This is a genomic window from Salinicola avicenniae, assembly GCF_023736115.1.
Taxonomy (GTDB): Bacteria; Pseudomonadota; Gammaproteobacteria; order Pseudomonadales; family Halomonadaceae; genus Salinicola; species Salinicola avicenniae.
This window is the reverse complement of the sequence record NZ_JAKQZC010000001.1, coordinates 395,964-410,193: the sequence shown is the minus strand read 5'-3', so window position 1 is coordinate 410,193 and position 14,230 is coordinate 395,964. Positions and strand designations below refer to the sequence as shown.

16 protein-coding genes are annotated in these 14,230 nt (G+C 65.2%); 6 read left to right on the top strand and 10 right to left on the bottom strand.

Annotated elements, in window-relative coordinates:
- Positions 1 to 10 precede the first annotated feature (10 nt).
- Together MC381_RS01840 and MC381_RS01835 are read right to left on the bottom strand one after the other, a co-directional pair.
- The gene (locus MC381_RS01840; protein ID WP_251976016.1) at positions 11 to 1,294 is read right to left on the bottom strand and encodes a TRAP transporter large permease; all 1,284 of its coding nucleotides are present in this window, start codon (positions 1,292 to 1,294) and stop codon (positions 11 to 13) included.
- Positions 1,295 to 1,354: 60 nt separating this feature from the next.
- The gene (locus MC381_RS01835; protein ID WP_251976015.1) at positions 1,355 to 1,993 is read right to left on the bottom strand and encodes a TRAP transporter small permease; all 639 of its coding nucleotides are present in this window, start codon (positions 1,991 to 1,993) and stop codon (positions 1,355 to 1,357) included.
- A 287-nt stretch (positions 1,994 to 2,280) separates the two neighbouring features.
- On the opposite strand from MC381_RS01835, the gene dtd reads away from it, so the two are divergent.
- Positions 2,281 to 2,718, top strand: a complete 438-nt coding sequence (dtd, locus tag MC381_RS01830; protein WP_251976014.1) for a D-aminoacyl-tRNA deacylase — start codon at positions 2,281 to 2,283, stop codon at positions 2,716 to 2,718.
- A gap of 251 nt (positions 2,719 to 2,969) precedes the next feature.
- Positions 2,970 to 3,746 carry an SDR family NAD(P)-dependent oxidoreductase gene (locus MC381_RS01825; protein ID WP_251976013.1) on the top strand — a complete coding sequence of 259 codons (777 nt, stop codon included), beginning with the start codon at positions 2,970 to 2,972 and terminating at the stop codon, positions 3,744 to 3,746.
- Between the two features lie 40 nt (positions 3,747 to 3,786).
- Here the strand turns inward: MC381_RS01825 and MC381_RS01820 are convergent, their stop codons facing one another.
- Complete coding sequence (locus tag MC381_RS01820) at positions 3,787 to 4,017, bottom strand: ChaB family protein (protein WP_251976012.1); 231 nt, start codon at positions 4,015 to 4,017, stop codon at positions 3,787 to 3,789.
- Between the two features lie 48 nt (positions 4,018 to 4,065).
- Entirely contained in the window at positions 4,066 to 5,979 is a 1,914-nt protein-coding gene (locus tag MC381_RS01815) for an ATP-binding cassette domain-containing protein (protein ID WP_251976011.1), read from the bottom strand.
- A 62-nt stretch (positions 5,980 to 6,041) separates the two neighbouring features.
- Between MC381_RS01815 and MC381_RS01810 the strand changes: the two genes are divergently transcribed.
- The gene (locus MC381_RS01810; RefSeq protein ID WP_251976010.1) at positions 6,042 to 6,548 is read left to right on the top strand and encodes a TIGR02444 family protein; all 507 of its coding nucleotides are present in this window, start codon (positions 6,042 to 6,044) and stop codon (positions 6,546 to 6,548) included.
- A gap of 83 nt (positions 6,549 to 6,631) precedes the next feature.
- Entirely contained in the window at positions 6,632 to 7,357 is a 726-nt protein-coding gene (bamJ, locus tag MC381_RS01805; protein ID WP_251976009.1) for a BamJ family beta-barrel-assembly machinery protein, read from the top strand.
- Positions 7,358 to 7,453: 96 nt separating this feature from the next.
- Here the strand turns inward: bamJ and MC381_RS01800 are convergent, their stop codons facing one another.
- Positions 7,454 to 8,014, bottom strand: coding sequence for a hypothetical protein (locus MC381_RS01800; protein WP_251976008.1), 561 nt, complete (start codon positions 8,012 to 8,014; stop codon positions 7,454 to 7,456).
- Between the two features lie 88 nt (positions 8,015 to 8,102).
- Between MC381_RS01800 and MC381_RS01795 the strand changes: the two genes are divergently transcribed.
- Positions 8,103 to 9,023, top strand: a complete 921-nt coding sequence (locus MC381_RS01795; RefSeq protein WP_251976007.1) for an AEC family transporter — start codon at positions 8,103 to 8,105, stop codon at positions 9,021 to 9,023.
- Between the two features lie 267 nt (positions 9,024 to 9,290).
- Here MC381_RS01795 and trmB read toward each other — a convergent pair whose 3' ends face one another.
- The 4 genes from trmB to MC381_RS01775 all read right to left on the bottom strand — a co-directional run bounded on the left by trmB (position 9,291) and on the right by MC381_RS01775 (position 12,688).
- On the bottom strand, positions 9,291 to 10,034 hold the full coding sequence (trmB, locus tag MC381_RS01790; RefSeq protein ID WP_251976006.1) for a tRNA (guanosine(46)-N7)-methyltransferase TrmB: 744 nt from the start codon (positions 10,032 to 10,034) through the stop codon (positions 9,291 to 9,293).
- A gap of 60 nt (positions 10,035 to 10,094) precedes the next feature.
- Complete coding sequence (locus tag MC381_RS01785) at positions 10,095 to 10,892, bottom strand: thiazole synthase (protein ID WP_251976005.1); 798 nt, start codon at positions 10,890 to 10,892, stop codon at positions 10,095 to 10,097.
- 30 nt (positions 10,893 to 10,922) lie between these two features.
- Positions 10,923 to 11,123 carry a sulfur carrier protein ThiS gene (gene thiS / locus MC381_RS01780; protein WP_251976004.1) on the bottom strand — a complete coding sequence of 67 codons (201 nt, stop codon included), beginning with the start codon at positions 11,121 to 11,123 and terminating at the stop codon, positions 10,923 to 10,925.
- 89 nt (positions 11,124 to 11,212) lie between these two features.
- A complete protein-coding gene (locus tag MC381_RS01775) occupies positions 11,213 to 12,688 on the bottom strand; it encodes an alanine/glycine:cation symporter family protein (protein WP_251976003.1) in 1,476 nt (491 codons plus the stop codon).
- A 171-nt stretch (positions 12,689 to 12,859) separates the two neighbouring features.
- Between MC381_RS01775 and MC381_RS01770 the strand changes: the two genes are divergently transcribed.
- Positions 12,860 to 13,249: a DUF423 domain-containing protein gene (locus MC381_RS01770; RefSeq protein ID WP_251976002.1), complete on the top strand. Its 390-nt coding sequence runs from the start codon at positions 12,860 to 12,862 to the stop codon at positions 13,247 to 13,249.
- Positions 13,250 to 13,277: 28 nt separating this feature from the next.
- Here the strand turns inward: MC381_RS01770 and MC381_RS01765 are convergent, their stop codons facing one another.
- Positions 13,278 to 13,694 (bottom strand): PaaI family thioesterase, encoded by a 417-nt coding sequence (locus MC381_RS01765; protein ID WP_251976001.1) that lies wholly within the window; start codon positions 13,692 to 13,694, stop codon positions 13,278 to 13,280.
- Positions 13,695 to 14,230: the final 536 nt, after the last annotated feature.

Below are 14,230 nucleotides of genomic sequence, written 5' to 3'. Positions count from 1 at the left end.
ATGATCGGCGTCAGTCACCGCCCAGCGAAGGCAGCAGCAGCGAGATCTGCGGAAACAGGATCAGCAGCAGCGTCGCCAGCAGCAGGATGAAGATGAATGGCGGCGTGCCACGGATCACATCCAGATAGGGACGACGGAACACCGCGATGGCGGTGAAGATGTCGCAGCCGAACGGCGGCGTGGCCGAGCCGATCGCCGCCTGCAGGGTCACGATGACACCGACGTGGATCGGATCGAGGCCGGTGGACTCCACCAGCGGCTTGAAGATCGGTACCAGAATCAGGATCACCACGATCGGGTCGACGAACATGCAGCCAATGAAGAACGCGACCGCGATCAGCAACAGCGCCAGGAACTGATTGTCGCCGATGGCATCGATCAACGGGCCGAGAATCTGGTTCGGCACGCCGGCCGTTCCCAGCGCCTGGGAGAAGGCGGCGCCGATCGCCACCAGAATGAACACCACGGAGGTGATCAGCCCGGTGGAGAGCGCCAGGCTGCCGAGATCGCGGACCGAGACCTGACGGTAGATCACCACTTCCAGCAGCAGTGCATAAGCCACAGCGACCGCCGAGGCTTCGACGGCGCTGAAAAAACCGCCGTAGATGCCACCGACCACCAGAATCGGAAAGCCGATCGGCAGGATCACGCGCTTGATCGCACGCCCCCGCTCGCGCCACGAGGCCTTGGGTTCCGGCTCGATGCCCTTGAGCCACGAATCGACCCAGCAGTAGATCGCGAACAGCACCAGGATCAGCACCCCGGGCAGGATCCCGGCGAGGAACAGATCGCCGATCGAGGTCTGCATCGCCACGCCGTAGATGATGAAGCCGATGCTCGGCGGGATCAGCAGCGCGATATCGCTGGCGTTGATGATCAGCGCCAGCGCAAAGGGATCGGAGTAGCCCTTTTTCAACAGCCGCGGGCGCATCGGCCCGCCCATGGCCACCACGGTCGCCTGGGTCGAGCCGGAGACCGCCCCGAACAGCGCACACGACGCGGCGGTGGTGATCGGCAGGCCACCGCGCAGATGGCGGGTAAAGGCATCGACCACGTCCAGCAGGCGGTTGGCGGTATGGCCCTTGGTGAGAATATCGGCCGCGAAGATGAACATCGGCACCGCCGCCAGCACCCAGCTGCCGACACCGCTGATCATCCAGCTCACCGCCTGATCGGGGCCGAAGAAGGTCATTCCGGTGAACATCATGTAGAGAGTGCCGGCTGCCAGCGGCACCATCATGGGAAAGCCCAGCAGCAGCAGCACCAGCATGATCAGGCCCAGGCCAATCAGCATGAGGGTTGTCCTTGTCTTCTGTTGTCGTTGTCGGTAGTCATCCGTTCAGCTCACGATCCGCTATCGCTCGCGCGGCGCGGTATCGTCAGCCGCCACGCCGTCGGCCGGCGCGGCGCCCTCCTCGGGCACCTCGGCGTAGTCCTCTTCCTCGGTCAGTGAGCGCCACACGCCGGGGCTGACGAGATTGCGAATCGCCGTGAGCACGTACTGAATGCCCGCAAGCGTGAAGCCCACCGGCAGTGCGAGATAGACGATCCAGAACGGAATCTGCAGCGAGGCGCTGGTTCGCCCTCGCTGATAGAGCGCCATCACGTACTCGATCGACTTGTAGCAGAAGTAGAACATCAGCACGGCGGTGCCGAGGCAGATCAGAATCATCAGCGCCTTGCGCGCGCGTCCGCTCAACTGATCATAGAGGGCGGACATGCTGATATGACGGGCGTGGCGAGCAGCGTAGCCGACGCCGACAAAGGTGATCACCACGATCAGCATTTCGGTGATCTCGTAGGTGCCGGCGATCCCCTGGTTGAAAAGAATGTTGCCGACCACGTGGGCGCTCATGAGCAGCGCCATAAAGAGAATGGCGACGGCAATCAGGGTGCGCTCGATCACCCCCAGCAGCCGATCCAGGGCGAGCAGCGCACCGAGAAGCGCACCGCCCTCCTTGCCACCGCCCGACGCCGTGGAGGTTCGATTCATAGCGGTTATCCTTGTCGTGGAAAGCACCCGACGACAGCCGCCAACACCGCGCCGTGGCGGGTGAAGATGCCGCTGCCCCAGGCTCGAAGGACTTCATTTATAACAAGATGAACGCCGCGATTACCAGAAGGCCGCCGAATGTCGGCCAGCGCTACCCGGCGTGAGACTCGCCACCGGCGGGGCTTTTCAACCGCCCTCGGCATGCTACGCTTGTCCGCGGCACGGCCTGCCCCACGGCGCACTGGCCGCGCACCGTCCCTCGCGACAAGGAAAAGATTGCCCGCCCCATGAGAGCCTTGATCCAACGCGTCACCCACGCCTCGGTCAGCGTCGACGACGAGATCGTCGGTCGTATCGATCACGGGCTGCTGGCGCTGATCGGTGTCGCCGCCGAGGATGACGCCGCCAGCGCCGAACGCCTGCTGCACAAACTGCTGCACTACCGGGTCTTTGCCGACGAGGCGGGCCGCATGAATCGCAATCTGCAGCAGGCCGAGGGCGGCCTGCTGCTGGTGTCGCAGTTCACGCTGGTCGCCGCCACCGACAAGGGGCTGCGGCCCAGCTTTTCGAGCGCGGCTCCCCCGGCGCACGGCCAGGCGATGTTCGAGCATCTGGTCACCCGCGCGCAGGCGGCCTGGCCCAAAGTCGCCACGGGGCGCTTCGGGGCGGATATGCAGGTGGCGCTGGTCAATGACGGGCCGGTGACCTTTCTGCTGGAAACCTGAGCCCCCGCCGGATAGCTTGCCGCCTGGTACGCGCCTGCCGCTGTCTCGGGGGAACCGCAGTGACAAACCCAGCGGCAACGGGCGGATAATTCGGAACCAATAACAAAATTGCCATGGGCCAGGCCCTCACGTCTCGCCGCCCATGGGCAAGGCGCCAGTGACAAGGCGCTCATAACGACAGGATCTCCCCGCATGGTGCGGCGGAGACGACAGGGAAACAGTGGCACGACGCCACGAGAAAGGAATCGAAAATGACAACGCCTCTCGCGATCATTACCGGCGGTGCCCAGGGTATCGGCCTGGCAACGGTGGAATTGTTGCTGCAGGAGGGCTGGCGCGTGGCCGCGCTGGACCGAGATCCCGAAGCCGTGGCGGAACTCGATGAAGCCTATCCGGAAGCCCCGCTGCTGGCGATGGTGGTAGACGTCAGCGATGAGCTACAGGTCAAGGAAGCGTTCCAGCACCTGCTCGCCTGGCAGCAGGAGAACCACAAGACAACCGGGCTAGATCTGCTGGTCAACAACGCCGGGATTGCCGACCCCGAATGCGGCCCGATCGAGCACCTGTCGCTGACCGACTGGCGACGCTGGCAGGAAAGCCATCTGACCGGCGCCTTTCTCTGCACGCGCGCCGCGGTCCCCGGACTACGCGAGCGTCACGGCGCGATCGTCAACATCGCCTCGACCCGTGCGCTGCAGTCGGAACCGCACTGCGAATCCTACGCCGCCGCCAAGGGTGGCCTGCTGTCGATGACCCACGCGCTCGCCATCAGCCTCGGCCCCGAGATTCGCGTCAACGCCATCTGCCCGGGCTGGATAGAAACCGGGCCGTGGCAGAAATCACGGACGCGGACGGCTCCCGAGCCTCGCGACATCGATCGCACCCAGCACCCGGTCGGGCGAATCGGCGAACCGAGCGACGTGGCCGCCACAATCCAGTTCCTCGCCAGCGACAGGGCCGGTTTCATTACCGGCCAGCAGATCACCGTCGATGGAGGGATGACGCGGAAGATGATCTACGCGGACTAACTGCGAGCCACAAGCCTGGCCGCGCGGCGCCTCTCCTGATTCACTTCCTGGGATGCCATTGGCCATCGTCACCTTTGGCATACTTGGCCTCGACGGCTTTCCAGGCCACGGCGTGGGCGACAGCCTCGCGGGAGCTGTCGCCGCGCCGATCCTCGGGGTTCTTGTACGTTTCCCAGGCGCTGTTGAAGGCTTCCCGGTAGATCGTACGAGCATGCGGTGGCAACACCTTGCGGGCGCTGTCGGGAATCTCGTCGCGATTGGCGTAGGGCATGGCGCTCTCCTGCACATGAAAGCTCCCGCACAGTGTAGTCGGCGAGACTCAGGATGCCGCGTCGAGCTCCGCCTCCAGCGCCTCCAACGCTTCCTCCGCCGCCAGCCAGTCGCCTTCGAGCGATTCGACCTCGGTCTGACGCTCGCCCTGCTCGCGGACCAGACGGGTCAACTCTTCCTTGCGCGACGCCTCGTAGAGCGTCGGGTCGGCCAGCTGCGCCTCCAGCGTGGCGAGCGCGGCCTGCGCGGTCTCCAGTTGCTTCTCTGCCGCATCACGCTGCTTGCGCAGCGGCTTCATCTGCTCGCGGCGCTCGGCGGCGGCGCGTCGAACCGCCTTGCGATCACCGCCTTCGACGCCTGACTTTTCCTGGCGCGCCGCCTGCCGCTGCGACGCCTCGCGTGACTTGAGCCACTGATGGTAGTCATCGAGATCGCCATCGAAAGGCTCGACGCGCCCCTCCGCCACCCGCCAGAAGGTGTCGACGCTCGCCCGCAACAGATGGCGATCGTGAGACACGATCACCACCGCCCCCTCGTACTCGGCGAGCGCCTCGGCCAGCGCCTCGCGCATGTCGAGATCGAGGTGGTTGGTCGGTTCGTCGAGCAGCAGTAGGTTGGGTTTCTCCCATGCCACCAACGACAGCGCCAGACGCGCCTTCTCGCCGCCGGAAAAGCGCGAGACGTCGCCGAAGACATCGTCGCCACGGAAGCCGAAACCGCCGAGGAAATCACGGATCGACTGATCGCTCGCCGTCGGCGAGAGCCGCTGCACGTGGGTGAAAGGCGTGGCAGTGATGTCGAGATGCTCGAGCTGGTGCTGGGCGAAATAGCCGACGGCCAGATTGTCGCCGGCGGTACGCCTACCGGCCTGCGGCGGCAGACTGCCGATCAGCGTCTTGATCAGGGTCGACTTACCGGCGCCGTTGGGCCCGAGCAGCCCGATTCGCTCGCCCGGCAACAGCGAGACTTTCACGTTCTCGAGGATAATGCGCTCGGCATAACCGAGGGAGGCTTGATCGAGCGAGAGCAATGGTGACGAAGTCTTGTCGGCACACGGCAGGCGGAACCGGAACGGCGAATCGACGCGCGCAGCGGCAATATGCTCCATCCGTTCCAGCATCTTGAGCCGGCTCTGCGCCTGGCGCGCCTTGGTCGCCTTGGCGCGGAAGCGGTCGACGAAACGCTCGATCTCGGCGCGCCGCGCCTGCTGTTTCTCGAGTGCGGCCTGCTGCTGCGCCTGACGTTCGGCACGCACCCGTTCGAAAGCGCTGTAATGTCCCCGGTAGAGCACCAGCTGGCCCTGGTCGATATGCAGGATGTGATCGCACACGGCATCGAGGAAATCGCGATCGTGGGAGATCAGCATCAGCGTGCCGGGGTAGCGCACCAGCCACTGCTCCAGCCAGACCAGTGCATCGAGATCGAGGTGGTTGGTCGGTTCGTCGAGCAGCAGAATTTCCGACGGCGTGAACAGCGTCCGTGCCAGCCCGACGCGCATGCGCCAACCGCCCGAGAAGTCAGCCAACGGCCGGTAAAGATCGGCCTGGGCAAATCCCAATCCGGCCAGCAGCTGCTCCGCCCGCGCCCGCGCGGTATAGCCGTCCAGCGCCTCGATGCGCCCGTGCAGCGACGCCTCGCGGGTGGTCTCTCCGCTCGCCTGGGCCGCAGCCAGTTCGCGCTCCGCCTCGCGCAGGGCGGTATCGCCATCGAGCACGAACTCGACCAGTGCCCGGTCGGTCGCCGATACTTCCTGCGCCATGTGCGCGATTCGCTTGCCGCCGGCGATCTCGACGCTGCCGGCGTCAGCCCCCAGCTCGCCGCGAATCAACGCGAACAGGCTCGATTTGCCGGCACCGTTGGCCCCGACGATACCGACCTTGTGCCCCTCATGCAGGACCAGATCGGCGTTCTCGATCAGCCGGCGTGTGCCGCGTTGCAGGGCGAGTTGGCGGAATGCAATCATGCCGGGCTCCAGGGCGCGTCGAATGGGCGCTCATTCTAACAGTCACCGACCGGGAGCACCGCATGTCCGCCAGCGACGATCTCTCGCTGTGGCACTACGCCCTCGACCGCTACGCACGCCCCGGCGTCGAGGCATGCTGCCTGACGCTGCAGGACCGCCATGGCTGGGATATCTGCGAACTGTTGTGGATCGCCTGGCTGGCCGAAGCCGGCCACCAGCCCACCGACAAGGCCCGCCGGGCGCTGGAGGACGTGCGCCGCTGGCAGCGCGAGATGACATGGCCGCTGCGTGAACGTCGCCGCCGCCTGAAAGCGCCGGCTCAGCGCTCGCCCGCCCTGGTGCCACTGCGCGAGACGCTCAAGCAGGCCGAGTGGCTGGCGGAGCAGGAAGCCCTGCGCCAGCTCGCCAGTCTGCCCGCCGAACCGGCCTGGCCCACCAAGCCGACGCCGGCAACACTGGTGGCCGCCAGCGCTTGGCTCGGCCCCGTCGATGCCACCAGCGCACCGCTGCTCGAGGCGCTTTTCGCGGCCTGGATGGCAGCGGATGCGGAACCCGAGGCCACCTGTTAGAGTCTCAACACGACTCGTACCGGTGTTTGAGGCATCTTCGCACCCGCCAGCACCGGTTCTCTTCGCGACCCCAAGGAGTTTGCATGAAACGTTTGGTAACCGCCGTAGCGCTCGGCAGCCTTGTCACTCTGCCGCTGACGGCACTGGCCCAGGACAGCGTCGACCTCGACAGCAATCAGTCCAAGCTGAGCTACAGCATCGGCGCCACGCTGGGCCAGGGGCTTTCCCAGGATATCCAGGATCTCGATGTCGATGCCTTCGCCGCCGCGATCCGTGATGTCTACGGCGACAACGACCTGCAGCTAAGCCAGGACGAGATCAGCAGCACGCTGACCCAGTACCAGCAGCAGAAGATGCAGGAGCAGAAGGCCCAGCGCGAGCAGGTCGCCGAGGACAATCGTGCGAATAGCGAAGCCTTCCTCGCCGAAAACGCCGAGAAGGATGGCGTGGAGACCACCGACTCCGGCCTTCAGTACGAAGTGCTCGAGTCCGGTGACGGCGCCTCGCCGAGCGGCGACGATACCGTGCGCGTCAACTACGAGGGCACGCTGCCCGACGGCACCGTTTTCGACAGCTCCTACGAGCGCGGCGAACCGATCTCGTTCCAGGTGGATCAGGTGATCCCCGGCTGGCAGGAAGCGCTCCAGATGATGCACGTGGGTGACACCTGGAAGGTCACTGTACCTTCCGATCTGGCCTACGGTCCGGCCGGTACCGGCGGCCCGATCGGCCCCAACCAAGCGCTGCAGTTCAAGATCGAGCTGCTCGGCATCAACCCCGACGACAGCGGCAACGATAGCGACAGCTGATCACCGCCCTGTCACGAGAAACGCCGGCCAAGCGCCGGCGTTTTTCGTTCTGGCGTCGCTATCGCGAGCAGCCCTCTGGGCCGCCCGCGATCCGGCCTAAGCGTTGCGCCAGAGGCAGCCATCGATTGCCTCGCGGCGACTGTCGCGACGCGAGACCGCCGCGGGAAACTGGGCGCTGTCGAAGTCGAACCAGCTTCCCTTGAGTCCATGATCGCTCTCGATCGCGACCTGCACGCGCCAAGCGTCCACGTGACTGCTGCAGGCGCCGAGATCGCCGTGTCCGATGAAATGGCCGTCGCCCTGCGCGTCCAGCGTGAACGCGCGCGAACGCACGTCCATCTCGCGCCCCACGAACTCGATCCTCACCTGCTTCGCCTCGAACCCTTGAACGTCGACGTCAAAGGTCAACTGTCCGGCGCCCGCCGGCGCCTCGCGCATCGCGAAGTGCATCGCCGCCGCGACCCCGAGCCCGGCACGACAGCCCTCCTCGAGCACGCACCCCTGGGCCGGGGGATACCAGGTCACGCGTGCCTCGGATTCGCGCAAATAGTAATAGTCGAGCAGGTACCACAGGGCGATCACGATCGTGGCCAGCGTCACACCAATCAGCAGATTGAGCGTACGCGGCCGGTAGGTATCCTCTTCGTATGCAGCCATGGACGTTTGGAGACTCCAACCTCAGGGACTTGATCGATAACATGTACGGCACGAGCCACGAACGACGCCGCGCCGACAAGGATGCCACATGAGCGACATCGCGAATGCGCTAGGCCCGCTTTTCCTGCTGATTCTACTCGGTGCGCTACTCGGATGGGCACGTTTTCCCGGCGGCGACTTCTGGCCCCGCCTGGAACGGGTCATCTACTACCTGCTGTTCCCTGCGATGCTGGTCGCCACGCTCGCCACGGCCGATATCGCCAGCGTACCGGTGGCACGCCTCGGCGTAACCCTGCTCGGCGCCATGATAGTCATGGCGCTGGCGCTATGGCGTATGCGGCGATGGCTGGCGCTGCCGCCGGCGCCTTTTACCTCTACCTTTCAGGGCGCCGTGCGCTTCAACACCTATGTCGGCGTGGCCGGCGCGGCCGCCCTGTATGGCGCCGAAGGCGCCACGGTCGCCGCCGTGGCAGTGGCCCTGATGGTACCGTGCGCCAATCTACTCTGCGTGGCGGCCTTTATCGCCTCGGGCACACTCGGCCGTGCCAGTCTCGGTCGCAGTGCCCTGGCGCTGGCACGCAACCCGCTGATTCTCGCCTGTGCCGCCGGCATCGCACTCAACCTCACCGGACTCGGTCTGCCCGGCTGGAGCCGCGAGGCGACCTCATTGCTCGGTGCGGCCGCCCTGCCGCTCGGGCTGGTGGCAGTGGGCGTGGCGCTGCGCCCGCAAGCGCTGTGGCAGGGCGGCCGCGCGTTCTGGCTGTCGAGCCTGCTCAAGCTGGTGGCGATGCCGCTGCTGGTCGTAGTGCTGGCCCGGCTATGCGGACTTGCCGGCGTGGAGCGCGATGTCGCACTACTCTTCGCCGCGCTACCCACCGCCACGTCGGCCTATATCCTCGCTCGCCAGCTAGGCGGCGATGCCGAGCTGATGGCGGCGATCATCACCGGCCAGACGCTGTTGGCCATGGCGTCGCTGCCGCTGCTGTTGAAGCTGGTCGGCGCCAGTTGAGGCGTGCAAATAAAAAATATTCTCGTTTAGCTTGCAAAGCCAAATGAGAATGATTAACCTTTCTCTCGTGGCGTCGCCAAACGCCACTAACCACAGCAGTGAATGTCAGGTTCCTGCCATGGTTATCTCCTCATCAAGCTAGTCACGGTCCTTAGTGCCGCCCCACCTTGGGGCGGCCTTTTTTCGTTTGGCACCTACCGATTCACGCCCTTCGATCCGGCCCCTGACCACGGTCGCCAGCCGACATTCGCGCTGGCGCCACGCGGATCAGGTACGTCGATAGATCAGATCCCAGACCCCGTGCCCGAGCCGTTCGCCACGGGTTTCAAACTTGGTCAGCGGGCGAAACGCCGGGCGGGCCACATAGGGCGAGGTCTCCGCCGGCGCCGTGTTCTCGTAGCCGGGCGCTTCAGCCATGATCTCGCTCATGTGCTCGGCGTAGGCTTCCCAGTCGGTCGCCATGTGCAAGGTGCCGCCAGGCTTGAGGCGCGTGCGCACCAGCTCGACAAAGGGCAGCTGCACGATGCGGCGCTTGTGATGCTTCTTCTTCGGCCACGGATCGGGAAAAAAGAGCTGCAGGGTGTCGATGCTCGCTGCCGGCAGACAGTCCGCGAGCACCGCCAGGGCATCCTCGCGATAGACACGTAGATTGGTCAGGCCACGCTTGTCGGCTTCGTCGAGCAGTTTGCCGACACCGGGCGCGTGCACTTCGATCCCGATGAAATCGGTCTCCGGATGGCGCTCGGCCTGCTCGATCAGCGATTGCCCCATGCCAAAGCCGATCTCCACCACGCGCGGCGCCGAGCGACCAAACAGGGTATCGAGATCCTGACGGCCGGCGTCGAGCGTCAGCCCCCACTGTGGCCAGACCTCCGTGAGCCCCCGTTCCTGGGCGGCCGTCATACGTCCCGCGCGCAGCACGTAGCTCTTGATGCCACGATGGGCCTTGTTGGGGGTTTCTTCCGCCTCGCGCGGGAGATCATCGTTCTCGGGTTTTGACGGGTCGGTCATGCGGTCGGGTATCGGTGAGAAGAGAGGAAAGGCGACCGCTCTCGACGAGCGGCCACGAGATCAGCCGTTGATGCGCCCGGCAAACGGCGAGGAGGGGCTAGCGTCGGCCCGGCGCGGCATACGCTCGGCGAGGAACGCTTCGCGTCCGGCCTCGACCGCCTTGCGCATGGCGCCGGCCATGAGCACCGGTTGGCGCGCGTGGGCGATCGCCGAATTCATCAGCACGCCATCGCAGCCCATCTCCATGGCCAGCGCCGCATCGGACGCGGTGCCGATGCCGGCATCCACCAGCACCGGCACCTCGGCATGCTCGAGAATGAGCGCCAGGGTCGCCGGATTGAGCAGGCCATTGCCGGAACCGATCAGCGAACCGAGCGGCATGACCGCACAGCAGCCGCGCCGCTCGAGCTCCTTGGCAACGATCGGATCGTCGCTGGTGTAGACCATCACATCGAAGCCGTCGGCGACCAGCGTCTCGGCCGCCGCCAGGGTCTCGGTCACGTTGGGATAGAGCGTCTTCTCGTCCCCCAGCACCTCGAGCTTGACCAGGTTATGGCCGTCGAGCAGTTCACGCGCTAGGCGACAGGTGCGCACCGCATCCTTCGCGGTATAGCAGCCGGCGGTGTTGGGCAGCAGGGTATAACGCTCGGGCGAGATGACATCGAGCAGGTTAGGCTCGTCCGGATTCTGACCGAGGTTGCTGCGACGCACGGCAAAGGTGACGACATCGGCACCGCTGGCCTCGATCGCCGCAGCGGTCTCGTCGAAGTCGCGATACTTGCCGGTGCCGACCAGCAGGCGCGAGGCGAAGCGACGCCCGGCCACGGTCAACGGGGTATCCTGCTTGAGCTGCGTCATGCGTCACTCCTTCAATGAGCGTGGCGGCGATCAGCCGCCACCGATGGCGTGCACGATCTCCACGCGGTCACCTTCGGCCAGCTGCGTCTGCGCGTGCTGGCTGCGCGGCACGATCTCCTCGTTGACCTCGATGGCGACGCGACGCCCGGCCAGGCCGAGCGTCTCGATCAACTGCGCGAGGGTCGAGTCGCCGTCGAGGCGGCGGGATTCACCATTGAGCTGGATCTGCATGACGGTCTCCCGAAGGGCGAATTCGAGCGGCCGCATTGTAGCGCTTTGCGGCGTGTCAGGCATCCACGCCAATCAAGTTCGCGCGCGGTTCAGGCATCGTCACGCCGCGGCCAGACATCGGCATCGACCTGCTCGGGCCGCTTGAGCACACGCTGCGGATCGAAGGTTGGCTCGCGCACACCCTCTCGGCGCTGGCGCTCGTAGTCGCGCAGCACACGCAGGGCGATCGGGCAGAGCAGCAGGATCGCGATCAGGTTAGTCGTCGCCATCAGCCCCATGGCCAGATCGGCGAAGTCCCAGACGAACTGCAGCTGCGCCACCGAACCGATCATCACCATCGCCAGCACCGCGATGCGCAGCACCCCCACCGCCAGCTTGGCATGGCGCTGGAACAGATACTCGATGTTGATCTGCGAGTAGGAGAAGTTGGCGATGATTGAGGTAAACGCGAACAGGAAGATGGCGACCGCGATGAAAATCTCACCGAAGCTGCCGAGGTGGTCGACCATCGCGTCCTGGGTCAGCTGGATCCCGACGATCTCCTGGCCCGGCGAGGTGCTCATCAGCGTCTCGTAGACGCCCGACAGCAGGATCACCACGGCGGTACAGCTGCAGATCACCAACGTATCGATGAACACGCCGAAGGACTGTACCAGGCCTTGGGCCGCAGGGTGTTTCACGTCGGCTTGGGCAGCGGCGTTGGGTGCCGAGCCCATGCCCGCCTCGTTCGAGAAGAGCCCGCGCTTGATGCCGTTCTCCATCGCGATCTTGATCGTGTAGCCGACCGCGCCGCCCACCGCGGGGCCGTAGCCGAATGCACTCTTGACGATTAGCGCCAGCATCGCCGGTACTTCGCTCAGGTTCGCCAGCAGCACCCACAGGGCGACGAGGAAGTAACCGATCGCCATGATCGGCACGATCTTCTCGGCCGTCCGCGCAATCGACTTGAGTCCACCATAGATCACCAGTGCCGAGAGCAGGACCAGGGCGACGCCGGTCATCCAGTTGGGAATCTCGAAGGCTTTCTGCATGCCTTGGGCGATGGTGTTGGACTGGGCGCCGTTGAAAGCGAGGCCGTAGGCGATCAGCAGAAAGATCGCGAACAGCGCGCTCATCCAGCGCTGCCCCAGTGCCCGCTCGATGTAGTAGGCCGGACCGCCGCGATAGACGCCGTCCTCATTGCGCTTCTTGTAGGTCTGCGCCAGCGTCGATTCGATGAACGAGGTCGCGAAACCGACCAGTGCGGTCATCCACATCCAGAAGATCGCGCCCGGACCACCGACCCACAGCGCCAGGGCTACACCGGCCAGATTGCCGGTACCGACGCGCGCCGCCAGCGATGTTGCAAAGGCCTGAAAACCGCTGACGCCGTTGCCGGAACCGCGGCTGGTGAAAGTCACCCGGGCCATGTGGCCAAACAGGCGAAACTGCATGAAACCGGTGATCACGGTGAACAGCAGGCCAGCACCCAGCAACAGATAGAGCAGGATGTAGCCCCAGACGAAGTCGCTGACTGGCGTCATGACGGCATAGGCCGCGTCGCGCAGAGTAGTGATGAATTCCATTTCGGAGATCCTTATGGAGAACGATGACGGCGCAGACGCCAGGGCGGCTGCCGGAGCGGTTTTTACGCGCTAGACTGGCGGGCGTCAATTCCGAGACGCGCCACGCGAGGCCGGGGATTGACCGGCCGCTGCCGCGAAAAAACAGCATAATCGTCTACCGGGAGGCACGGTATGCACCAAAAGTGGGCCTGGACACTGGCCGCGTTGAGTGGATTCATCGTTGTGGCAGCCGGCGCCTTTGGCGCGCACGCCCTGGGGCCGACGCTGGCCCCACACGAGCTAGAGGTGTTTCGCACCGGCGTGCGTTATCAGGCCTGGCATACCCTGGCGATCATGGGGGTCCTGGCGTGGCAGCAACAGCGCGCGCTGCGGGGACAGAGGCTGGTCGTCAGCCTGTGGTTCGCGGGGATCGTGCTCTTCAGTGGTTCGCTCTATCTGCTGGTGCTGAGCGGCATTCGCCCGCTGGGCATCGTTACGCCGTTCGGTGGGCTGCTGCTGATGGCGGGCTGGCTGATGCTGGCCTGGTGCGCCTGGCGTCAGCGGCCGGCCGCCGCGTCATGAAGGCTCGCAGGCTTCCGTGATCGAGGGTTCAATCGTCGCGATCGGGTAGCACATAGGTCGCGGTGACCAGCGCCACCGGCTCGTTGTCCCCGGTGGAGAAGAGCTGCACCTCGCCGACCGCCAGCCGGCGACCCAGCTTGAGCAGACGTGCGTTGGCGATCAGATCGCGGTCACCGCGGGCGCGGCGCAGGAAATGGCAGTTGAAGTTGCTGGTGACCGCCATCGGCTCGGGACCGATCTGCGCCAGGATCGCGACGTAGAGCGCGACGTCCGCCAGGTTCACCATCGAGGGGCCGGAGACGCTGGCCCCCGGGCGTAGGTGCTCGTCCTCGATCGCCAGACTCATGGTGGCACGCATGTGATCGACGGCTTCGATGGTGCCCTGGCGCTGGGGAAAGACATCGTCGAGGAAGTCCTCGATCTCGGCGGCGGTCATGACGGTCATCGGACGTCTCTCTCCTGGCGATACGATGAAGGTCGGCCTCGGCGTAGACGGAAGGCGGGCCCTGCCGCCAAGATAGCCCAAGCCCGCTACCGCGTCACAGGAGTGGTTTCTCCAACCATCGGGGCGATAGGGTTGGCTACCCGGCATCGAACGACGCAACAGCTCGCTGCCATACACGAAATATACTTTGGAAAGTGCTATCCATAGTGCGTCATAGCGCGTACGGTGAGGGCCAATCCCCAAGGAATGGGGATTGGCAAGGATCGCAGTCAGGACGACTGCCGCCAGGGACATACGGATCGCGATGACCGTAGGAGTTCAGCACTTCTGGCCTAGCTGACCAAGAGGGAGACCCGGCGTGCACGCCTGGCTCTCTTTTTTTATGCCCGTTTGTTACGCCCGCTTGGTCACGTCGGGCAGGGACCGATATTCGCTCCCCTGCCACCGCCGTCGTTTCTCTCTTAGCCGGGAAGACAGCCGGTCCGGGAAGACAGCCTGCGCGACCCGACCCGCAACGAGAGATGCCGGTCGGATCG